Genomic DNA, 23,646 nt, shown 5'->3' with positions numbered 1-23,646 from the left:
CACCCTCCGCCGCTGGCGAGCCGCGTTCCTGGCCTACTTCACGACCGGACGATCATCGAACGGCGGAACTGAGGCCGTGAACGGGATCATCGAGCTGCACCATCGCCACGCCCGCGGCTTCCGCAACCGCGACAACTACCGGCTCCGCATGCTCCTCGCCGCCGGCGGACTCACCCCATGACCCCCACCGGATGTCCGAAGAGTCCCATAACCTGGCGAGTCCGTCGACCAACAGAAAGGGATCACCCCCGCTCGCGCGGGGAGCTCATCGTTTTGGTTTCCTGGCTGGCCGGCCTCGCGGGATCACCCCCGCTCGCGCGGGGAGCTCCTGAGATTCCTGACACATGCGATCCGGTCGAGGGGATCACCCCCGCTCGCGCGGGGAGCTCGATTCTGGAGGTCAGCGAGACGACCGCCCGGCGGGATCACCCCCGCTCGCGCGGGGAGCTCGAAACCTCGTACGACAACCCGCCCTCGTTCACGGGATCACCCCCGCTCGCGCGGGGAGCTCATCTTGTCGAAGCGGGTCATGTCACTCACCCGCGGATCACCCCCGCTCGCGCGGGGAGCTCCCGTCATCCGTGACCAGCATCGGCGGCAGTGCGGGATCACCCCCACTCGCGCGGGGAGCTCATCGTCAAACAGTCCGGCTCGGACACGGGCGGCGGATCACCCCCGCTCGCGCGGGGAGCTCCTTCCAGCCATCCGAGGTCGCAGAGTTCTCGATGGATCACCCCCGCTCGCGCGGGGAGCTCCGTGTCTCGGGGCAGCTGTCTTCGGCACTGCGGGGATCACCCCCGCTCGCGCGGGGAGCTCTCACACCCACCATCGGGGGTTGGGTGCTCTCCGGGATCACCCCCGCTCGCGCGGGGAGCTCTCTCTGCAGATGGTGCGTCCGTTGTCGAGGTCGGGATCACCCCCGCTCGCGCGGGGAGCTCGTGCTGATTTGGGGCATCAAGAAGCTGAGTCGCGGATCACCCCCGCTCGCGCGGGGAGCTCGCGCGTGAACGCGGCCCCCAGAACCAAGACACGGGATCACCCCCGCTCGCGCGGGGAGCTCGCCGGGCGAATGGTTGTAGGGGAAGTCCGATTCGGATCACCCCCGCTCGCGCGGGGAGCTCGTCGCCGCGCGGCAGCACCCCAATCTCCGGGCGGGATCACCCCCGCTCGCGCGGGGAGCTCGTACGAGGCTTCGCACGATCATGCTCCTGAACCGGATCACCCCCGCTCGCGCGGGGAGCTCAAACCGCTCGCTGTGGGTGGCGCGTATGTCGCGGGATCACCCCCGCTCGCGCGGGGAGCTCGAGCAGCAGTTGGCGGAGGAGCTCCACGAGCGGGGATCACCCCCGCTCGCGCGGGGAGCTCTTCCCCTACGCCGGCCCGCTGCACTGGGGCTGGGGATCACCCCCGCTCGCGCGGGGAGCTCGCTCAGGCGAGCCTCGCGCACTTTCGGACCGAGGGATCACCCCCGCTCGCGCGGGGAGCTCCTCGGCGGGGCTGCACTTGCCGCTGGCGGAACGGGATCACCCCCGCTCGCGCGGGGAGCTCGACGTGTCCGCCATACCATTCTGCCGAGCGTTAGGATCACCCCCGCTCGCGCGGGGAGCTCTCCTTGAACGGTTCCATCTTCGACCTGCACCCTGAATCACCCCCGCTCGCGCGGGGAGCTCTCAGGATCATCCGTGCTATGAGCAGCTGCATGAGGATCACCCCCGCTCGCGCGGGGAGCTCCATGGCACGAGCCTTGATGCCGTTGTGGAGTTGGGATCACCCCCGCTCGCGCGGGGAGCTCACGTGGTATGGGTCAGGGCGTGTGCTGGACCCGGGATCACCCCCGCTCGCGCGGGGAGCTCCTCGGCACCCCGCAGGACGCACCAGAAGCAGCGGGATCACCCCCGCTCGCGCGGGGAGCTCACGCGAGTGCTTGGGGATCTGGGATGAAGAGTCGGGATCACCCCCGCTCGCGCGGGGAGCTCGTGTACGTGTAGTCCTTCTGCGTGAACGTGCCGGGATCACCCCCGCTCGCGCGGGGAGCTCACGCCGCCGAGGCCGTCAGATCCGGGTGACGAGGGATCACCCCCCGCTCGCGCGGGGAGCTCGGGCTGTCGCTCGTCGGCGCGGTCGTCACACAAGGATCACCCCCGCTCGCGCGGGGAGCTCGGCACACTGGACGGGCGCACAGCGGCGGAGAAGGGATCACCCCCGCTCGCGCGGGGAGCTCGGCCAGGATCGTCGCCTTCGACGGGGCTGTGCGGGATCACCCCCGCTCGCGCGGGGAGCTCTGATCGGCGACCTTGAGTGGCTTGTCGAGGCCCGGATCACCCCCGCTCGCGCGGGGAGCTCGCTCTCACCGTGGCATCATGCGAGGCACGAGAGGGATCACCCCCGCTCGCGCGGGGAGCTCCACAGGCAGTTCAGGGGCACGGCCACCTGACAGGGGATCACCCCCGCTCGCGCGGGGAGCTCGTTTACAACGGCCCAGGTGCCAATCGCCCGATCGGATCACCCCCGCTCGCGCGGGGAGCTCACCGCGTTGTCGCCGATCATGCTCGGCGGCAGGGGATCACCCCCGCTCGCGCGGGGAGCTCGAAGCATTCCGAGCGCATCGACGCACTGGAAGAGGATCACCCCCGCTCGCGCGGGGAGCTCTCGAGGTTCATTTCGCCAGCGAAGACGCACGAGGGATCACCCCCGCTCGCGCGGGGAGCTCGGTCTGTGCCCGCAGGTCGTCGCACATGAGCGGTGGATCACCCCCGCTCGCGCGGGGAGCTCCCCGCTGTTAGCAGGTGACTCTACTGCGGCTTAGGATCACCCCCGCTCGCGCGGGGAGCTCGTGCCGTGCGCGGGCATCGTGAGCAACGGGAAGGGATCACCCCCGCTCGCGCGGGGAGCTCCGAGGGAGGAACAGACACCCCCAGATCCTTCACGGATCACCCCCGCTCGCGCGGGGAGCTCTCACTCGTCCTCCTTCTCCTTTGCGCCGGGCAGGGATCACCCCCGCTCGCGCGGGGAGCTCGCGGCGGCGTGCTGCTGCTGATCGATCCAGCGGGGATCACCCCCGCTCGCGCGGGGAGCTCGAGGCCTCGACCAAGGGCAAGCGCTCGATCACGGGATCACCCCCGCTCGCGCGGGGAGCTCGATCTCAACCGCTCGCCGAAAACCGTTGCGCCCGGATCACCCCCGCTCGCGCGGGGAGCTCTGAACGTCGCGCTTGCGCAGCTGAACCAAGACAGGATCACCCCCGCTCGCGCGGGGAGCTCGCGCCGCCAGACCAGAGCAGGTCAACGGCAGCCGGATCACCCCCGCTCGCGCGGGGAGCTCCATGCCGTCACGACCGACAGCACATCAGGGCAGGGATCACCCCCGCTCGCGCGGGGAGCTCAGTGAGAACGACTCGCCAATGGTGTCGGTCACCGGATCACCCCCGCTCGCGCGGGGAGCTCGAGCGGGGCCGGCGGGTGCTGTCCACGGTGCAGGGATCACCCCCGCTCGCGCGGGGAGCTCGACGTCTCAGAGTGCCTGATTTACCAGAACTCAGGATCACCCCCGCTCGCGCGGGGAGCTCGATCCGAACCGCCAGACCAATTACAGCTGCACGGGATCACCCCCGCTCGCGCGGGGAGCTCGGCGAGGGAAAGCGCACGGGGCTGGGCTGCTCAGGATCACCCCCGCTCGCGCGGGGAGCTCTGATCGCCACACTCATCGACTCCGACACTCAGGGGATCACCCCCGCTCGCGCGGGGAGCTCCAGTTCAGCTCCCCTCTGACACGGTAGGGCTCGGGATCACCCCCGCTCGCGCGGGGAGCTCCGACTGGGTCCTGTGCCTCGAATGCGGCCGCCACGGATCACCCCCGCTCGCGCGGGGAGCTCGGGGTGTCGTTTGATGCCGGCGGCGCAGCGCAGGGATCACCCCCGCTCGCGCGGGGAGCTCGTCCTGGATCGGGGTGAGATTCCTTCCAGCTGCGGATCACCCCCGCTCGCGCGGGGAGCTCGCGTGCGTGCTGGTCGGCCGCCCCACCTTGGTAGGATCACCCCCGCTCGCGCGGGGAGCTCCAGATGTGTTGGAGGTGGCCTGATGCCTGGTCGGGATCACCCCCGCTCGCGCGGGGAGCTCAGGATGCGTGCAACCGGTTCCGGGTTGGCGCGGGGATCACCCCCGCTCGCGCGGGGAGCTCCTTCGCACGTGCAGCCAGCACCAGGTCATCAGCGGATCACCCCCGCTCGCGCGGGGAGCTCCTCACAGTGACTGTCGAAGACGGCGGAGGGGCAGGATCACCCCCGCTCGCGCGGGGAGCTCGGTCAGGTATGCACGGACGCCGAAGGCCGGGTGGGATCACCCCCGCTCGCGCGGGGAGCTCGCGCAGGCGACCGGCGAAACGTTCACCGGTGCGGGATCACCCCCGCTCGCGCGGGGAGCTCCCAGGGAGTACCAGCATGAAACAGACCCCGCACGGATCACCCCCGCTCGCGCGGGGAGCTCCCCGTCGCACCAGCCGTGGGTGCGGCCGTGTTGGGATCACCCCCGCTCGCGCGGGGAGCTCCTGACCGAGCAGACCGCCTCCGCTCACGGGGCGGGATCACCCCCGCTCGCGCGGGGAGCTCGGTCTACGCCTCCTCGTCGTCTCCGTCGTCGGGGGATCACCCCCGCTCGCGCGGGGAGCTCATCCTCGTGCCCGGCACGGTCATGACGGCGACGGGATCACCCCCGCTCGCGCGGGGAGCTCGACAACGCCGTGCTCACCAAGGGCGATCGGCAGGGATCACCCCCGCTCGCGCGGGGAGCTCAGTGCCGCCGACAGTGCCGCACGCATCGAGGCGGGATCACCCCCGCTCGCGCGGGGAGCTCGGTGCGCAGGTCGACGGCCAGCGAGTCCACCAGGGATCACCCCCGCTCGCGCGGGGAGCTCCTCCCCAAGTTCGGCGACAGTCATCGTTTCCCCGGATCACCCCCGCTCGCGCGGGGAGCTCATCTCGACTGCGGTGCCTGCAAAGGTGGTGTCGGGATCACCCCCGCTCGCGCGGGGAGCTCCCAGTCCTGTCTCTTGCATGAGCTGCGCGTAGGGGATCACCCCCGCTCGCGCGGGGAGCTCGGACCGAGACCTACCTCGACCCCGCCAGCGGCCTGGATCACCCCCGCTCGCGCGGAGAGCTCGAGATCGCGCAGGTGACGCTCGGCGGCATCACAGGATCACCCCCGCTCGCGCGGGGAGCTCCACACGCCCGCCGAGCGCACATACTCGCCATTGGGATCACCCCCGCTCGCGCGGGGAGCTCCTGATGACGACAGTCACTGCCCCGGTCGAAGGGGGATCACCCCCGCTCGCGCGGGGAGCTCACATCGTCGCTGCCGTCGCTGCTGCTGGCGCGCGGATCACCCCCGCTCGCGCGGGGAGCTCTGCATGTGCCGACAGGGCGGGGAGTTCTCGTCGGGATCACCCCCGCTCGCGCGGGGAGCTCTCTCTGGACATGCCGGCAACCTCGACACCAACCGGATCACCCCCGCTCGCGCGGGGAGCTCGAGCACGAACGGAGACCCATCATGCCAGGACCAGGATCACCCCCGCTCGCGCGGGGAGCTCGGGCCGAGCTGCCCATCCACTGTCACCCCGAGCGGATCACCCCCGCTCGCGCGGGGAGCTCTGGGAGCAGGCAGTCGGCGGCGTCGACACGCTGGGATCACCCCCGCTCGCGCGGGGAGCTCCCGCCGCCTGTATCAGCTGCGGCAGCGCCTGGAGGATCACCCCCGCTCGCGCGGGGAGCTCCCGACGAGTGCCTTGTCGAGCCCGTCGAATGCGGGATCACCCCCGCTCGCGCGGGGAGCTCATGATCGGCGACAACGCGATCAGAGCGGAGCAGGGATCACCCCCGCTCGCGCGGGGAGCTCCGCGACAGCGTTGAGAGCCCGATGCCTGAGCGCGGATCACCCCCGCTCGCGCGGGGAGCTCGGACTTCGCGGGAGTCATCGAGAGCCTGTTTCGGGATCACCCCCGCTCGCGCGGGGAGCTCTTTTGGTCATCGTCGCTTTCGCGCGCGCGCGCGGGATCACCCCCGCTCGCGCGGGGAGCTCCAAGAATCCGATAGGTCACCGGTACTCACCCCGGGATCACCCCCGCTCGCGCGGGGAGCTCTCCCCGACACTGATCCAGAACGTCCGGTGAATCGGATCACCCCCGCTCGCGCGGGGAGCTCTCGAGGCGGTCTCTGACTGCGCCAATTGTGTTCGGATCACCCCCGCTCGCGCGGGGAGCTCTCCAGTTTGGCCTTCACGGCCTCCAGCAGCGCGGGATCACCCCCGCTCGCGCGGGGAGCTCGGTCTCGCGGTCTTGTCGTGGGGGTTGCTGGTGGGATCACCCCCGCTCGCGCGGGGAGCTCACTCCGCCCGGGGAGTGAACCGGGCCCCCCTAAGGATCACCCCCGCTCGCGCGGGGAACTCGACCAACCAGCCCTTGTGGAGCGGCAACGCCGGGGATCACCCCCGCTCGCGCGGGGAGCTCTGATGGCCCGCCGGCGGGACCGTGCCAGCCAGGGGATCACCCCCGCTCGCGCGGGGAGCTCGCAATGACCGGTAGGCGGCATCGTCATCGATCGGGATCACCCCCGCTCGCGCGGGGAGCTCATCCTGGCGAACAGCCCATCCAATGGGGAACCGGGATCGCCCCCGCTCGCGCGGGGAGCTCCAACGGCCCATCACTTTTGCCGCAGTGTCCGACGGATCACCCCCGCTCGCGCGGGGAGCTCTGTCGTCTCGGAAATATCACGGTCGCCAGCACGGGATCACCCCCGCTCGCGCGGGGAGCTCCCTACTGGGGTTCGGGCTCTATCACGCGGCTCGGGATCACCCCCGCTCGCGCGGGGAGCTCGTCTGGATGATCGGGGTGAAGAACGCCACCATGGGATCACCCCCGCTCGCGCGGGGAGCTCCTCGTCGACGATGACTTGGTGGAAGGCGCCGACGGATCACCCCCGCTCGCGCGGGGAGCTCCTTGCCGGCAGGAACCCGGAGATCATCACCTGGGGATCACCCCCGCTCGCGCGGGGAGCTCTACCCGGCTGTATGTAGCCACACGGGGGTTGAGGGATCACCCCCGCTCGCGCGGGGAGCTCTTCGACACGTTGCGTCGTGTGTTTGCTGCCGCGGGATCACCCCCGCTCGCGCGGGGAGCTCTCCATGTTGTCCTCGATGCGCAGCAGAAAACAGGGATCACCCCCGCTCGCGCGGGGAGCTCACCGGTGAGGGTGTCGTGTTCGCCGACCCGGTGGAATCACCCCCGCTCGCGCGGGGAGCTCACTGAAGCGGATGCCATCGCCTTCGCTAATGACGGATCACCCCCGCTCGCGCGGGGAGCTCTGGAGCCCGCCAGGGCGACTGGGTCACCTGTCGGGATCACCCCCGCTCGCGCGGGGAGCTCAGATGCTCCAGAGGCCCCTCAGCATGCACTCGAGGATCACCCCCGCTCGCGCGGGGAGCTCTGGAACGGGCCGACAACATACCAGGACCACCAGGGATCACCCCCGCTCGCGCGGGGAGCTCTTCGCTGCTCAGCCAGTATGGAAACGTTGCAAGGGATCACCCCCGCTCGCGCGGGGAGCTCATCGCAGCAACTAGGGCAGAGTTGAATGAGAGCGGATCACCCCCGCTCGCGCGGGGAGCTCCGGCCATGCGGGCTGGAGTCAGCCCTCCGGGAGGGATCACCCCCGCTCGCGCGGGGAGCTCCGATGCCGGTGAGGATCGGCGGCTGCACCGGCAGGATCACCCCCGCTCGCGCGGGGAGCTCCCGGTGGCGATGGCCTGCTCGATGCCGGCGGTGGGATCACCCCCGCTCGCGCGGGGAGCTCACAATATTGCGCAGACTATTGATGAGTGGCTGAGGATCACCCCCGCTCGCGCGGGGAGCTCGTCGACGATCAGGGGGACAGCGGGGATGAGCAGGGATCACCCCCGCTCGCGCGGGGAGCTCCACGGGGCGTACACGTTGTCGGCCATCGGGTTGGGATCACCCCCGCTCGCGCGGGGAGCTCCCGTTCCCGGACGCTGAACGCAAACCGCCGACCGGATCACCCCCGCTCGCGCGGGGAGCTCATCCCGACCCCGGCGGCAGGTACCCGTCGAACCGGATCACCCCCGCTCGCGCGGGGAGCTCCGCCTGGGCAACGTCATTGTCCGTGCCCGGCTGGGATCACCCCCGCTCGCGCGGGGAGCTCGAGCACGAACGGAGACCCATCATGTCAGGACCAGGATCACCCCCGCTCGCGCGGGGAGCTCACATGTGTGCTGCCGCGCACATGGTGTGACATGGGATCACCCCCGCTCGCGCGGGGAGCTCTACTGCGGAGGTCAAGTACACCGGGACCCACTGGGGATCACCCCCGCTCGCGCGGGGAGCTCCAGCGTCGATCGTGATCAGGCGAAACAGCCGATGGATCACCCCCGCTCGCGCGGGGAGCTCCTGCATGACGTACGCGGATAGTACGGAGGTTTGGGATCACCCCCGCTCGCGCGGGGAGCTCGATTTTCGATTGGGTCGGCGGATTCCTGCCTGAGGATCACCCCCGCTCGCGCGGGGAGCTCCTACTCGTCCTTCTCGTTTCTGTCCACGGGCAGGGATCACCCCCGCTCGCGCGGGGAGCTCCGGGTGATTCTCGGCGTCCTGGAGAGTCATGCGGGATCACCCCCGCTCGCGCGGGGAGCTCAACCCTTCATCCCCCATTTCTGCCCGGACGGCGGGATCACCCCCGCTCGCGCGGGGAGCTCTGACACCGTTTGAGCTCCTGGACTTTGACGGTCGGATCACCCCCGCTCGCGCGGGGAGCTCGCTACTACTGGCTGTGACTGGCGATTACTTGCCGGATCACCCCCGCTCGCGCGGGGAGCTCAGGTTGTCTCGGATGACGAGCTTGCTTGCCATGGGATCACCCCCGCTCGCGCGGGGAGCTCTCAGCCTTGACCGGGCATGCGGCACAGACCCTCGGATCACCCCCGCTCGCGCGGGGAGCTCTGGGGGCGCACTGTCCGCTACCCCGCTGCCCAGGGATCACCCCCGCTCGCGCGGGGAGCTCTCGGCATAATTCGCCAGCGACACCAACACGAACGGATCACCCCCGCTCGCGCGGGGAGCTCGGCACTGTGGTCGATGTGCCCGCCACGCACGCAGGATCACCCCCGCTCGCGCGGGGAGCTCATGGCGGAGATTCCGGTTGACGTCACCCTCGAGGGATCACCCCCGCTCGCGCGGGGAGCTCGGCTTGAGACGGTCATCGGGGGTGAGAAGCAGTGAATCACCCCCGCTCGCGCGGGGAGCTCGGTTTCGGTGGCTCCTCACCCGGATGCTGCAACGGATCACCCCCGCTCGCGCGGGGAGCTCGTTGTGTGCACGTCCGCCGCACCGGGGTCGAGGGGATCACCCCCGCTCGCGCGGGGAGCTCCCCGCGTGCCCGCGCTCGGCCGCTTTCGTGGCAGGATCACCCCCGCTCGCGCGGGGAGCTCGCGAGTTTGGTCTTCACTGCCTCCAGCAGGGCGGGATCACCCCCGCTCGCGCGGGGAGCTCTGCCGAGCCTTGAGCTCAGCAGCGTCGAGAATCGGATCACCCCCGCTCGCGCGGGGAGCTCGGCCTCGGATCCAAGATCAAGACCCCGACGAAGGGATCACCCCCGCTCGCGCGGGGAGCTCCGGGTGTGACGGGGTGGTTTCCGTTCGGACCGGGGATCACCCCCGCTCGCGCGGGGAGCTCACATCCGGGGTGTGTCAACTTCGGGGCAGACAGGGATCACCCCCGCTCGCGCGGGGAGCTCTCTTTGCCCGCGTGTCGTCAAAAATGCGGCAACGGATCACCCCCGCTCGCGCGGGGAGCTCCGTCACCGTGGAGTCGGTGACGCGGGGGACTAAGGATCACCCCCGCTCGCGCGGGGAGCTCGCCGGGGTTCCTAGCGTGCCTGGGCGTGTCGCGGGATCACCCCCGCTCGCGCGGGGAGCTCCGGAAACGGTTCCAGGTGTCGGCACGACAGAGAGGATCACCCCCGCTCGCGCGGGGAGCTCGTTAACTCGTATGATCCGTCTGACGGTGTCGCGGGATCACCCCCGCTCGCGCGGGGAACTCTTGCGTTCCGGCCGGCGGATCCTTGACCTGCCCTGGATCACCCCCGCTCGCGCGGGGAACTCACCCTGATAGCGGGCCATCCTCTCAATCAGACCGGATCACCCCCGCTCGCGCGGGGAACTCCATGCCGCCCCCTTGATTGACACTTATCTGTCGGGATCACCCCCGCTCGCGCGGGGAACTCACCAGATCAACGCATGGGGCGGCACCACCGTGAGGATCACCCCCGCTCGCGCGGGGAACTCTCAGCGGCGAGGGATTAACGCGAGGCTCACTGGGGATCACCCCCGCTCGCGCGGGGAACTCGACGCGAACAGTGGCGGCTTCATGGCTGCGATGGGATCACCCCCGCTCGCGCGGGGAACTCGTTGTTGGTGTGTGGTTTGCGCCCACGGCGGCGGGATCACCCCCGCTCGCGCGGGGAACTCCAGCAATCGCACAACCGCAAGTACTACGTCGGCGGATCACCCCCGCTCGCGCGGGGAACTCGACAGCTTGTGCCGAATCGCCCTCGTGTGGGCCGGATCACCCCCGCTCGCGCGGGGAACTCGCAGCCGGTGTCGGCAACAGTGCGATCGAGCAGGGATCACCCCCGCTCGCGCGGGGAACTCTGGCACTACAGCATGATCCTCATGCCGATAGTGGGATCACCCCCGCTCGCGCGGGGAACTCCATCCCATCCCACGTCCCACGAACAGGAGCCGCGGATCACCCCCGCTCGCGCGGGGAACTCGGTCGCAGAATCGTCCAATCCGTTATTTATCCGGGATCACCCCCGCTCGCGCGGGGAACTCGGCACGTGGAGCGCGCAGCAGATGACGGATGGGGGATCACCCCCGCTCGCGCGGGGAACTCCCGACTATGACCTGATCGGGCCGCAGACCCGCGGGATCACCCCCGCTCGCGCGGGGAACTCTCCAGCTCATCGCCGAGATTCGCTGCACGAACCGGATCACCCCCGCTCGCGCGGGGAACTCAATGAATACGTTGATCATTCCCCCACCATCCAGGGATCACCCCCGCTCGCGCGGGGAACTCCGGCGCAGTGCCGTGCGGTCGACTTCAAGCGACGGATCACCCCCGCTCGCGCGGGGAACTCGTCGACCTCGGTCCCGTTGACGAGTTTTTTCAGGGATCACCCCCGCTCGCGCGGGGAACTCGGATGTTGCCCTCGGCGAGCCAGGCGTAGATCGGGATCACCCCCGCTCGCGCGGGGAACTCTGCTGCGCCTGCGGCATCAGATGGCCGTAGACCGGATCACCCCCGCTCGCGCGGGGAACTCACGGTGCGGGAGATGTTTGCCAGGGTCGCCATCGGATCACCCCCGCTCGCGCGGGGAACTCTCATGTTCTCGTGATCGCCCCGGATCACGGGGGGGATCACCCCCGCTCGCGCGGGGAACTCCGGACCCCGATCTCTCCGTGCTCATTGCCAGACGGATCACCCCCGCTCGCGCGGGGAACTCCCCCGGCGTCGTTACTGCTGCAACCATTCGTTCGGATCACCCCCGCTCGCGCGGGGAACTCAGCACCAGAAACAGTCAAAATCGGAGACAACAGGGATCACCCCCGCTCGCGCGGGGAACTCTGTCGGGTCCTTTCCGATGTCCTGGCCCCGGAGGGATCACCCCCGCTCGCGCGGGGAACTCTATCGAGCAGGGTGAGTTCTGATGCGCGTCGAGGGATCACCCCCGCTCGCGCGGGGAACTCGGAGCGTACTCTCGCCATCGCTGCGCTTCGCTGGGATCACCCCCGCTCGCGCGGGGAACTCCGTCATCGGAACACCATGCCGCCGGATCACTGCGGATCACCCCCGCTCGCGCGGGGAACTCTTACTGTGATGAGAACCACACCACTGGCTGTCGGGATCACCCCCGCTCGCGCGGGGAACTCGAGCACATCTTCCTCGACCCGTCCGCAGCATCGGGATCACCCCCGCTCGCGCGGGGAACTCCCAGGGTGGTGCTGCGGTGCCGGGAGGACGTCGGGATCACCCCCGCTCGCGCGGGGAACTCGGCAGGGCGCCCGGCTTGATGCCGGCCTGCCAGGGATCACCCCCGCTCGCGCGGGGAACTCGCACTGCAGAAAGAGTCGACCGTGTGGTCGAAGGGATCACCCCCGCTCGCGCGGGGAACTCCTCGCCGGTCGCCTGCGCTGACCCGCCAAGGCCGGATCACCCCCGCTCGCGCGGGGAACTCCCTCCCTTGTCATGACTCAATACTAACCCGGGTGGATCACCCCCGCTCGCGCGGGGAACTCCGCTGCGCTCAGCAGGATCGTGGCTGGTCGACGGGATCACCCCCGCTCGCGCGGGGAACTCGGCCTCTGCCTCGTCTGACTTGGCGAGCACGTAGGATCACCCCCGCTCGCGCGGGGAACTCACGATCGCTTCACGGCCCGGTTTTGACCGCTGGGGATCACCCCCGCTCGCGCGGGGAACTCTCGGTGACCGCGTCTGGGTGAAGACTCAGTCTGGGGATCACCCCCGCTCGCGCGGGGAACTCGCGGTGATCGCGGGAATTGTCGAGACCGAGAAGGGATCACCCCCGCTCGCGCGGGGAACTCACGATCGATCAAGCGGACAGGCACGTCGCACCGGGATCACCCCCGCTCGCGCGGGGAACTCTGGACCTCCGCAAAAAGGTTGGCACGGGCACCGGGATCACCCCCGCTCGCGCGGGGAACTCTCGGCGGTCACCTGCTCGTCTGTCCAGTCGGGGGGATCACCCCCGCTCGCGCGGGGAACTCATCCCCGTGGCCCCAGCGACGCCGCCCGCGACGGGATCACCCCCGCTCGCGCGGGGAACTCTTGATCAGCTCAAGCTCGACCGCATCACGATGAGGATCACCCCCGCTCGCGCGGGGAACTCTCCGAGCGGCAGCTGGCGTCACTGGAGGACGGGGGATCACCCCCGCTCGCGCGGGGAACTCATGAACGGCAGGGAGAAAGAAACGCCAGGTCCGGGATCACCCCCGCTCGCGCGGGGAACTCTCGATGGCAAGCGAACGAATAAACTTCGGCGCGGGATCACCCCCGCTCGCGCGGGGAACTCTGTTCAATCCGGTCGAGTGGGTCCTCCGGCCAGGGATCACCCCCGCTCGCGCGGGGAACTCTCGCATCATTTCTCGTTGTCCTGATTGTCGCCCGGATCACCCCCGCTCGCGCGGGGAACTCACAAGTAGTTTACTGACATGAGCCGAATCTGAAGTGCACAAAAGATTCAGTTGTGACAATGGCTTCAGGGTTGAGCGCCTTATCCAGGTGCACGAAGAAGCGGAGTCAGAATTCAGGCGACAGCATCCGTACACTGGTCAAATGCGCCGCCCTGCATCACGCAGGGGTGATCCCGTAGGCGATCAGTCTCGCGCAACAGTTCCTCGCGTCAGCGGGGGTTTCGAGGGCGCACTCGATCATCTCTCCTGCATTATCCGCAACGTAGGAGATAAATCTCGTGGTCACTCGATTCTTATGCCATACTGTGACTATCGAACTGATTCAGCACGATAGTTCTGGGGGAATCACATGCTCGACGCTACCGGCACCCACCGACAGGCATCTGCGAGCCAGCTGTCCGCGGCTGCACGGTCCGTCTGGGCCAAGACCAACCTGCACGACCCCGCCGACCAAACCTCGTATCTTCAGCTCTGGCAACATCTCTCCGACTCCGCAGAGGTGGCCCAACTGCTGTGGCAACGCTTCATCCCGCCCTATGTACGCGATCACATCGCGGCCACGCTCGGGCTCACCACAGATCAAGCCGAGAGCCTCTACGTCTTCCTCGCAGGATGCCATGACGCAGGCAAGGCCTCCCCCGCGTTCATCATCCAGAACCCGCACCTCGCCGAGAACTCTGCCGAGTGCGGTCTCCCCGTCGCCCGCGAATATCAGGGCAATCCCATGCGCAGCGCCGTTCGACACGAGCTCGTCGGAGAGATATCGCTGCACACCTGGCTCACCACACAGGCCGGGGTTCCCCGCGATGCCGCCGGCGTGATCGCGGCGGTTCTGGGCGGGCACCACGGCACCGGAACCACCGATCAGAAAGTCCAGCTGTACCACGAACAGCCAGCTTTGGTCGGTGGCAGCGAGTGGGATGCCGTGCGCAACGAGCTCTTCACATGGATGGCCGAGCTCACCGGCGCGAGGTCCACCTTCAACGCGCTTTCAGAGACACGCGCACTCGACCCCACCGAGGCCAAGACCGCGGTCGTACTCCTGACCGCATCCGTCATCCTGGCCGACTGGATCGCCAGCAACGACTCACTGTTCCCCCTGAACCAGAGTGCCGCCGACGAGCTGGTGCACGATGCCGAGACCCGTGCCCGAAAAGCCTTCAGCAGGCTGCACTTACCCGCGCCCTGGCACGCACAGGCCATCGCAGAGACGCTCGACGAGCGCTTCGCCGCACGGTTCCGCATCCCCGGGGCCAAAGCGCGCCCGATACAGCGTGCCGCCGTCGAAGCCGCAGAACAGCTGGAGACGCCCGGCCTGATCATCATCGAGGCCACCACCGGCGAGGGCAAGACCGAGGCCGCACTACTCGCCGCCGAGACGCTCGCCGAGCGATTCGGACTCAACGGCGTCTCATTCGCCCTGCCCACCCAGGCCACCACCAACGCCATGTTCACCCGACTGCACGACTGGGTGCGCAGCCTCCCCGCGACCGAAGGGCACAATGTGGTCTCGCTGGGGCTGGTGCACGGCAAGAGTGATCTCAACGCCGAGTTCGCCGCCCTGCCCGGCAATGAGCGTTCCACCACGTTCCCAGAATCCACGCTGCGCAGCCACGCGGGCGAAACCGTGACGATCGCCAACTGGTGGCTGCAGGGTCGCCGGCGCGCCACGCTCGCCACCTTCGTGGCCAGCACGTTCGATCAGCTGCTCATGGCCGGTCTGCGCAGCAAACACGTGGTGCTGCGCCACCTCTCCTTCGCCGGCAAGGTCGTGATCCTCGACGAAGTGCACGCCATCGATACATTCACCAATGAGTTCCTCGAGACGACGCTGCAATGGCTCGCCGCCGAAGGCGTGCCCGTCATCCTCCTGTCCGCGACCCTGCCCGTCGAGCGCCGAAGGGCACTGCTCGACGCCTACGCATCCGCGCGGCGGCAGCCTCGACCAGCCGCACCACCCCAGTCGATCGACGATCTCTTCCCGGTGCTCGACGCCGAGGTGGTCTCAGCAGAAGCCGAACAGTCCGCGCCGGTGACGCATCCGGCCGCAACGGGCGACGCAGACCTCGCCTACCCCCTGATCTCCACGGTGGATGCGAACGGCACAGTGCACACCCACCATCCTGAATCCTCAGGGCGCTTCATCGATATCACCATCGACGCCATCCCCGATGACGATGCCGCGCTCATCGACACCATCCGCTCATCAACGCCGCACGGTGGGTCGGTCGCGGTGATTCGCAACACCGTGGGCCGAGCACAACACGCCTACAGACTGCTCACCGAGGCGTTCCCCGAGGCCGAGGTCAGGCTCGCCCACTCCAGGTTTCTCGCCTTCGACCGCGCCCGCATCGACGCCGAACTCGTCGAGGGCTTCGGCCCGCACAGCACCGGCGACGGGCTGCGCATCGTCGTCGGCACCCAGGTGATCGAGCAGTCCCTCGACGTCGACTTCGATCTGATGCTCACCGACCTGGCACCCATCGACCTCGTGCTGCAGCGTGCCGGCCGGCTGCACCGCCACCGGCGCACACGGCCCGCAGGGCTCGAACAGGCCCGACTGCTCATCACCGGCGTCGACTGGGCACCGGAGGTCCCCAAACCAGACCGCGGCTCTCAGCGCATCTACGGCGCACACCTGCTGCTGCGCACACTCGCCGCACTGCAGGTGAGCCCCGGGCACTCTCACGCGGCGCGCATCCCCGATGCCGTGCCCAGCCTCATTCAGCAGGTGTACGGCGACGAGCAGATCGGCTCAGACGGCTGGCAGAGCGAAATGCGCGAAGCCGCTGAGCAGTGGCAGCGCAAGAACCGGGATCGAGCGAGCGCCGCGCACAACTTCCGTCTGGCGCCACCGCAAGACCCGAGCATCCAGCCGTCGCTGCGCAACTGGCTTGAGGCCGCGAGCGCCGACCCTGACGCGCCGCAGGGGCGCGGCAACCGCGCCGGTGTGCGCGACGGAGACGACTCCTTCGAGGTGCTCGTGCTCACCAAGACGAATGGCCAGCTGACGCTCCCCGCGTGGGGGGCATGGAGCCAAGCGGAGGCGCGGCCCCTCCCCCAATACAACATCGCACCCGACCTGGCGCAGGCTAGAGCCATACGCACCAGCACCATCTCGATCGGATCCGCCGCCACCGGCGTCTACGACGACCTGGACGGTCTGATCAGCGCACTCGAGCAGCACACCGCCGCCGAGATCCCCGCGGAATGGGATGGCCAGGCGATGCTTCGTGGCGAACTGTACCTCGTCTTCGACGAAGACGGCCGATGTCAGCTGAGCCTGCCCGCCAAGGGCGGTGCGCCCCGCACACTCATCCTCACCTACGATCAGACCACCGGATTGGAGCACTCCTGATGCCCGAGCAGCACACCCGCACGACCGCTGCGCAAGCGCCGGCCACATTCAACCTGCTCGACGAGCCCTGGCTGCCCGTCGAGCGCGTCGACGGCTCGAGCGACACCCTGTCACTGCTGGAGGTCTTCTCTCAGTCTCGACAGATCACCCGCTTCGTCGGCGACCTGCCGCTGCAGGACTTCGCCCTGCACCGGCTGCTGCTCGCCGTGCTCTACGGAGTGCTCCCCGGCGGCGCCAGCGATGAGGTGTGGAAGGTGCTCTGGAACGGCGAGTTCCCCACTGCAGTGACGGCCTATCTCGAGCGATATCGTCACCGCTTCGACCTGCTCGACCCCGAACAGCCGTTTTACCAGGTGGCCGGCCTCACCACGGCCAAGGGCGAGATGACCGGTCTCGAGCGACTGATCCTCGACGTGCCGAACGGGCATCCGTTCTTCACCACGCGAGGCGGTCGCGGCGTCACCTCGATCAGTCTCGCCGAGGCCGCGCGCTGGCTGGTGACCGCTCAGGCCTACGACCCCTCCGGCATCAAGAGCGGCGCCATCGGCGACGATCGTGTCAGCAAAGGCAAAGGGTACCCGATCGGCGTCGCCTGGGCAGGGCATCTCGGCGGCCTGCTGATCACCGGCCGCACCCTGCACGAGACGCTGCTGCTGAACTTCGTCGGCCAGCAGGTGCAGGCAGACGTGCAATGGAAGCCCAGCGACCGCCTCGACGATGTGCCGGTCTGGCAGCGCCCGCAGCCGACCGCCGCGGCAACGCAGGGTCTCAATCAGCCCGCAGACGCCGTGGGCAGCCTCAGGTATTTCCACGGGCCCGCCACGCTCTACACCTGGCAGAGCCGCCGCATCCGCCTGGCTGTCACCGGTGACCGTGTGACCGGTGTGCTCATCGCCAACGGCGACGCACTGAAGCCCCAGAACGCCCACCAGTACGAGCCCATGTCGGCTTGGCGGCGCAGCGCACCCCAGGAGAAGAAGCTGAACCTCGCGACTGTCTACATGCCGCTCGAGCATCAGCCCGATCGCGCGCTCTGGCGCGGCATCGGCCAGTTCCTGCCGGTCACCACAGCCGAGACCGGCTCGGATCGGCTCTCCTCGCTCAGCACGAGATGGCTCAGTCATCTGAAATTCGGGGCTGAACCACCACTGCTCCCCGATGATCAGCTCGTGCAGCTGAAGGCCTTCGGCGTGGTCTATGGGTCGAACTCCTCTGTCGTCGACGAGGTGATCAGCGACGATCTCGACCTGCACCTGAGCCTGCTCTCATCGCGCGACCCGGCAGTCAAAGGCGTGCTCGACTCAGCCACTGCTCTGGCAGACCAGGGGGTCGCGCAGCTCACCAGCTTCGCCGCCAACATCGCGCAGGCCGCCGGGCAGCCCACCGACGGGCCTCGCCAGCAGGCACGCGAGCGAGCATACGAGCTGTTCGACGGCGCGTTCAGAGAGTGGGTGCGCCGACTCACCGCAGAGACCGCGCGGCACAGCACCGCCCTCGAGAGCTGGAAGACCACCGTCGGCGAGGTGCTGCGCCTCACCGGCGATGAGCTCATCGCAGACGCACCACCGGCGGCCTGGGCGGGCCGCGAGGTGTCCAGTGGGCCCAACGGCGCCACGCAGCTGCGCAACCTCCCGCTGGCCGACGCCTGGTATCGCGCCGCCGTATACAAACTGCTGAACCCCGGCACAAAGCCTCAGACCATCGAATCGTCCGAATCAAGGAGTGACGCATGACCGAACCACACACGGAACGCGCTCCGCAGCCCGAGCTGCGCGCATTCCCCAAGTACATCGACACGAGGGTCAAAGCACTCGTGTATGGCAACCCCGAGCTGCTCAGGGGAGCCGGGTACCTTCGCAACGGCTCCCAGGCCACCGCCACGCTCGCGCGTCTGCGCCACAACGTGGGCAAGCCGCTCGGCGCCGACCCCGACATCCTCGCCTGGACCATCGCCGATCTGCCGCAGAGCCGACCGACCGATGCCGACCAGCCGACCGACCGCGAACTCGCTTCACACACCGCGCTCACGCTGTTCGCCCTGCACCAGCAGTCGAACCATGACTCTTCGGCCCACCGGCTCGGCACCTCATTCGGCCGTGCCTGCGCCTTCCTGCGCGTCGGCACGCCGAACACGAAGGGCATCGACCGCAGGTTCACCGCGGTGCAGACCTCGACCGACTGGGAGGAGACCGTCAGGCATGCACGAGGCCTCGTGCAGCTGCTCAAAGCTGGGCGACAACCCTTCGACTATGCACACTTCGCCGAAGACCTCGTGACCCTGCGCGACCCCGATCGTGCGACGGGGGTACGTCTGCGCTGGGGCCGCGACTTCGTTCGCCCCGTGAAGACCAATGCCACACCGGGCGAAAACTGACCACCACAGCAACATCAACGCAGTTCAGATAGGAGACACCGACATCATGACCACCCGAACCATCATCGACATCAGCATTCTGCAGACCGTCCCGCCGAGCAACCTCAACCGCGACGACACCGGCAGCCCCAAGAGCGCCGTGTACGGTGGCGTGCCTCGCGCCCGGGTCTCGAGCCAGGCTTGGAAGCGTCCGACCCGCGAGCAGTTCCGCACGCTGCTCGACGCGGACAGCCTTGGTATCCGCACCAAGCGCGTGGCCGAGCTGCTGGCCGAGAGGGCCCTGAAGCGCCGGCCAGAGGTCGACGAGGCCGCAGCCGAGGCGCTGGCCGCGGACGTCTTCAAGGCCGGGGGCATCAAGCTGGAGGCGCCGCGGGCCCGCAAGAACGCGGAGTCCAAGACCGATCAGCACCCTGCTGAAGAGACCACCTACCTGCTCTTCCTCGGCTCGCGCCAGTACGACCGGCTCGCCGACCTGCTGCTCGAGGCCCTGGACACCGATGATCCCAAGGCCGCGGTGGCCGCGCAGAAGAAGGCGATCAAGAGCATCCTGAAAGAGGACAACGCCGTCGACGTCGGCCTGTTCGGCCGCATGGTCGCCGACACCACCGACCTCAACATCGACGCCGCCTCCCAGGTCGCCCATGCTATCAGCGTGCATCGCGTCGACCCCGAGGCCGACTACTTCACCGCAGTGGATGACGTGAAGCAGGGGTCCGAGGACGAGTCCGACTCCGGTGCGGCCATGATCGGCACCGTCGAGTTCAACTCGGCCACGCTCTACCGCTACGCCAACGTCGACGCGAATCGCTTGAGGGACAACCTCGGCGACATCGATGCCACGGCCAAGGCCGTGGCGGCCTTCATCACCGCTTTCGCGACGAGCATCCCGAACGGCAAGATCAACACCTTCGCCCACGACACCCTGCCCGACCTCGTGCTCATCAGCGTGCGCGACACCCAGCCGGTCAACCTTGTCGGGGCCTTCGAGAAGCCCGTCACCGGCACCGACCGCGTGCTCGAGGCGACCGAGCGGCTCGTCGCCCGCGAGCGCGAGATCGATGCCGCCTACGACACCACGCCGGTCACCTCGTGGGTGGTTCGCGTCGGAGACGCCACAGCCGCCGCCGAGCAGCTCGCCCCAGCCGTCTCGCTGAAGACCGCTGCAGCGGCGGTGCGCGAGGTCGTCGAGCAGCGTCTCGCCGAGGCCGAGGCTGAGAAGAGCAACTGAGATGCACGTGCTCACGCTGCGGCTGGCCGCCCCGCTCCAGGCGTGGGGCGCCTCCAGCCGCTTCTCACGACGGATGACCGAACGGGCGCCCACGAAAAGCGGCGTGATCGGGCTGGTCGCGGGGGCCCTGGGGCTGCCGCGCACCGCATCGCTCGACCGCTTCGCGGGCCTGCGCTATGGCGTGCGCATCGACCAGCCCGGATCGCTGCTGCGCGACTTCCACACCGCGCACGACGACTCCGGCGCATCCATGCCGCTGTCGCAGCGGTACTACCTGCAGGACGCCGTGTTCATCGCAGGGCTCGAATCGGCCGATCGCGGGCTGCTCGAGAGCTTCGCGCAGGCCCTGCGGCAGCCGCACTTCCCGGTGTTCCTGGGGCGGCGCAGCTGCCCGCCCGACGGGCCGATCGCCACGCAGATCGTCGACGGAGAGCTGGAGGACGTGCTGCGCGAGCTGCCCTGGGCCGGCACTCGCCGCCACGTCGACGAGCTTGCCGAGCGACGGCGCTGGCACACCGACGGCCTCGCACCGGTCGAGCTGGCGGCAGAACTGCTCGTCGAGCCCCGACCAGGATCTGCCGATGCCGGTGACGCCGAGGCGCTGGCCGACGAGCCAGTCAGCTTCGATCCCGAGCAGCGCGAGTACCGCCCGAGGCGCATCGCGCGCCTGGCACCCGTCGATTTCTCGTTCGCGAGCGACGGCGACACACCGGCAGAGGGTCACCGGGCGACCCTGCATGATCCATTCGACACCGTGCTCGCGCTGCAGCTGGAGCAGCAGGCGCAGCAGCCCCACGAGGAGGAGCGGCCATGACCACCATCAGCAGAGTGACGCTGTCGCAGACGGCACGTCGCGCGGCAAGGGTGATGGCCTCACCCGAGGTGCTGCACGCGATCATCGCCCGCGCCACCGAGCACGCTGAGGCCTCCGGGCGCACTGGGAGTGCCGAACGGCAGCCCGATGGGCGCACATTGTGGCGGCTGGATCGCGGCCGAGAGCTCAACCGACTGTTCATCGTGAGCCCTGTGCGACCCAGTCTGGAGGTGCTGAGCGCAGAGCTGACCTCGAAGTCCGAGGCCGTCACGACGCTCGACTACGCACCGCTGCTTCGTGCGGTCACCGCGGGCTCCGAATGGAGGTTCCGACTCAAGGCGAATCCCACCAAATCGCTCTCGCAGGGCGAAGGGCACCGAGGCCGCCGTGTCGGGCTGCTCAAAGACGCCGATCAGCTCGCCTGGCTCACCGCTCGGGCGCAGCAGCTCGGGGTGGAGTTCCCCGTGAACCGGTTCGGCCTGCCCGAGGTGGTCGTGCGCGACAGCCACCTGGTCGACTTCCGCCGCGGAACCGCGACGGTGACCCTCGCGACGGCCGTATTCGACGGGTTTCTCACCGTGCGCGATCCCGAGCTGGTCAAGCAGGCGCTGACCACAGGTGTGGGCCGGGCCAAAGGATACGGCTACGGGCTGCTGACGCTGGCCAGGCCGCAGGGCGCCGAGGCCGATGGCTGACGTTCCGGGCGTTCGACCGCCCGAAATCTCAGAGCTGCTGCGAGCGCGCGACCGGCTGACGTTCATCTACGTCGAGCACTGCGTGGTCAACCGCGATGCCAACGCGGTCACCGCGACGGATGCGCGCGGCACGGTGCACATCCCCGCGGCGACCCTCGGCTGCCTGCTGCTGGGCCCGGGCACGACGGTCACCCACGCGGCCATGTCCCTGCTCGCCGAATCCCGATCCACGTGTGTCTGGGTCGGCGAGCAGGGCGTGCGCTACTACTGCCATGGCGCGACACTGGCCAGGTCGACGAAACTGCTCGAGGCTCAGGCCCGGCTCGTCTCGACGAAACGCTCCCGCATGAAGGTCGCGCGCGCCATGTACGCCATGCGCTTCCCCGGCGAAGACACCACAGGCCTGACCATGCAGCAGCTGCTGGGCAAAGAGGGCACCCGTGTGCGACGCGCCTACGCCCGCGAGGCGCAGCGCACCGGCGTGCAGTGGCAGGGCAGGTCATACAAGGTGACCGACTTCGACGACGCCGACGCGGTGAACCAGGCGCTCAGCGCGGTGAACACCTCGCTCTACGGGGTGATCCACTCCGTCATCGTCGCTCTCGGGTGCTCACCGGGGCTCGGCTTCGTGCACACCGGCAACGACCGCAGCTTCGTCTACGACATCGCCGACCTCTACAAGGTGGAGCTCACGATACCGCTCGCCTTCGATCTGGCCGCTGCAGAGCATCCTGACATCGGTACCGCCGCTCGCCGTGCTGTGCGCGACCAGATGCGGTCGGGGCGCTTCATGGAGCGCTGCGTGCGCGACATCCGGCAGCTGCTGCTGCCCGACGCCGAACCGATCACCGCCGACTTCGAAGACGAACTCGCCGCCGACGAGGGGCAGCTGTGGGCGGGTGGTGCCGGCCGCGTCGCCGCCGGACGCAACTACGGCAGCATCTCGGTGGTCGACGAGGCCGAGCAGTGATCGCCCTGGTGGTGACGGCCAGCCCGCCGAAGCTGCGCGGGCACCTTACCCGGTGGCTGATGGAGATCTCCCCCGGCGTCTACGTCGGCAACGTGCCGGCGCGGGTGCGCGACCTGCTGTGGGATCAGGTGCTCGAGAACCTCGCCGATGGACGCGCCATCATGGCGTTCAGCGCCCAGAACGAGCAGGGCCTCGAATTCCGCACCCACGGACAGCAGTGGCAGCCGGCCGACTTCGACGGCGTCACCCTGATGATGCGGCCGAACACCTCAGTCGAGCAGCAGCGCAACAGCCGCCGCGCCGGCTGGAGCAAGGCCGCGCGCATCAGGCGCTACGGGCGTAGCTGAGCCCGCGCGCACCGGGCCCCGGAACCCGGCGTCTGTGTGTCGTTCTCGCGCTCAAACCCGGAGGATACCGGCAGAAACGACACGCAAACCAGGCAGCGACGCGAGCGTGCGGTCACGCGAGGTGGCATTTCTGCGGCACCGGCGCATCCGCGCCCAGCAGCTCGCGAACCGCGGGATCATCGAGTCGCCGCACGGTGCGGGCTCTCGCGCGAGCCGTCGTGGTCTTGCCAACGCCCTTGATGCCGTCGAGCGAGATCGCCGGCAGAGCGAGGCTCAGCTCGTCGAGTTCGTCATCGATGATTCTGCGCTGATACGGGCTTGAAGCCATACTGGACTTCACCATTCCGCAGCTCAAAACTTTACAGTTTCGCGGGCTCAGACTTTACAGGCTCTTCGGACATCCGGTGGGGGTCATGGGGTGAGTCCGCCGGCGGCGAGGAGCATGCGGAGCCGGTAGTTGTCGCGGTTGCGGAAGCCGCGGGCGAGGCGATGGTGCAGCTCGATGATCCCGTTCACGGCCTCAGTTCCGCCGTTCGATGATCGTCCGGTCGTGAAGTAGGCCAGGAACGCGGCTCGCCAGCGGCGGAGGGTG

Annotated in this window: 11 protein-coding genes and 1 CRISPR repeat array; of the genes, 9 read left to right on the top strand and 2 right to left on the bottom strand. The window is 69.0% G+C overall.

The window, feature by feature from the left end:
• The 9 genes from F8O02_RS08920 to cas2e all read left to right on the top strand — a co-directional run.
• Positions 1 to 181 (top strand): transposase (locus F8O02_RS08920; protein ID WP_158036905.1); only part of this gene is annotated, 181 nt, incomplete at its 5' end.
• A gap of 58 nt (positions 182 to 239) precedes the next feature.
• Positions 240 to 13,269: a CRISPR direct-repeat array (repeat unit 28 nt; unit sequence GGATCACCCCCGCTCGCGCGGGGAGCTC).
• 348 nt (positions 13,270 to 13,617) lie between these two features.
• Positions 13,618 to 16,626, top strand: a complete 3,009-nt coding sequence (gene cas3, locus F8O02_RS08915) for a CRISPR-associated helicase Cas3' (protein WP_158036904.1) — start codon at positions 13,618 to 13,620, stop codon at positions 16,624 to 16,626.
• Positions 16,626 to 18,359, top strand: a complete 1,734-nt coding sequence (casA, locus tag F8O02_RS08910) for a type I-E CRISPR-associated protein Cse1/CasA (protein ID WP_158036903.1) — start codon at positions 16,626 to 16,628, stop codon at positions 18,357 to 18,359. The genes cas3 and casA overlap by 1 nt, the downstream gene beginning before the upstream one ends.
• The gene (casB, locus tag F8O02_RS08905) at positions 18,356 to 19,000 is read left to right on the top strand and encodes a type I-E CRISPR-associated protein Cse2/CasB (protein WP_158036902.1); all 645 of its coding nucleotides are present in this window, start codon (positions 18,356 to 18,358) and stop codon (positions 18,998 to 19,000) included. Before casA ends, casB begins: the two co-directional genes overlap by 4 nt.
• 46 nt (positions 19,001 to 19,046) lie before the next feature.
• Positions 19,047 to 20,228 (top strand): type I-E CRISPR-associated protein Cas7/Cse4/CasC, encoded by a 1,182-nt coding sequence (gene cas7e, locus F8O02_RS08900; RefSeq protein WP_158036901.1) that lies wholly within the window; start codon positions 19,047 to 19,049, stop codon positions 20,226 to 20,228.
• A 1-nt stretch (position 20,229) separates the two neighbouring features.
• Positions 20,230 to 21,042, top strand: a complete 813-nt coding sequence (gene cas5e / locus F8O02_RS08895) for a type I-E CRISPR-associated protein Cas5/CasD (RefSeq protein ID WP_158036900.1) — start codon at positions 20,230 to 20,232, stop codon at positions 21,040 to 21,042.
• Positions 21,039 to 21,737 (top strand): type I-E CRISPR-associated protein Cas6/Cse3/CasE, encoded by a 699-nt coding sequence (gene cas6e, locus F8O02_RS08890; RefSeq protein ID WP_158036899.1) that lies wholly within the window; start codon positions 21,039 to 21,041, stop codon positions 21,735 to 21,737. Before cas5e ends, cas6e begins: the two co-directional genes overlap by 4 nt.
• Entirely contained in the window at positions 21,730 to 22,707 is a 978-nt protein-coding gene (gene cas1e, locus F8O02_RS08885; protein WP_158036898.1) for a type I-E CRISPR-associated endonuclease Cas1e, read from the top strand. The genes cas6e and cas1e overlap by 8 nt, the downstream gene beginning before the upstream one ends.
• Entirely contained in the window at positions 22,704 to 23,054 is a 351-nt protein-coding gene (gene cas2e, locus F8O02_RS08880; protein WP_158036897.1) for a type I-E CRISPR-associated endoribonuclease Cas2e, read from the top strand. Before cas1e ends, cas2e begins: the two co-directional genes overlap by 4 nt.
• Before the next feature lie 112 nt (positions 23,055 to 23,166).
• Here the strand turns inward: cas2e and F8O02_RS08875 are convergent, their stop codons facing one another.
• Both F8O02_RS08875 and F8O02_RS08870 read right to left on the bottom strand, forming a co-directional pair.
• Complete coding sequence (locus tag F8O02_RS08875; protein ID WP_158036896.1) at positions 23,167 to 23,397, bottom strand: hypothetical protein; 231 nt, start codon at positions 23,395 to 23,397, stop codon at positions 23,167 to 23,169.
• A 68-nt stretch (positions 23,398 to 23,465) separates the two neighbouring features.
• The coding region (locus F8O02_RS08870) for a transposase (protein ID WP_158036895.1) at positions 23,466 to 23,646 on the bottom strand (181 nt) is incomplete at its 5' end.

It is taken from the genome of Pseudoclavibacter caeni (assembly GCF_008831125.1).
GTDB classification, from domain to species: Bacteria; Actinomycetota; Actinomycetes; order Actinomycetales; family Microbacteriaceae; genus Pseudoclavibacter_A; species Pseudoclavibacter_A caeni.
The sequence above is the reverse complement of the archived record's forward strand: the minus strand, read 5'-3'. Positions and strand labels throughout refer to the sequence as shown.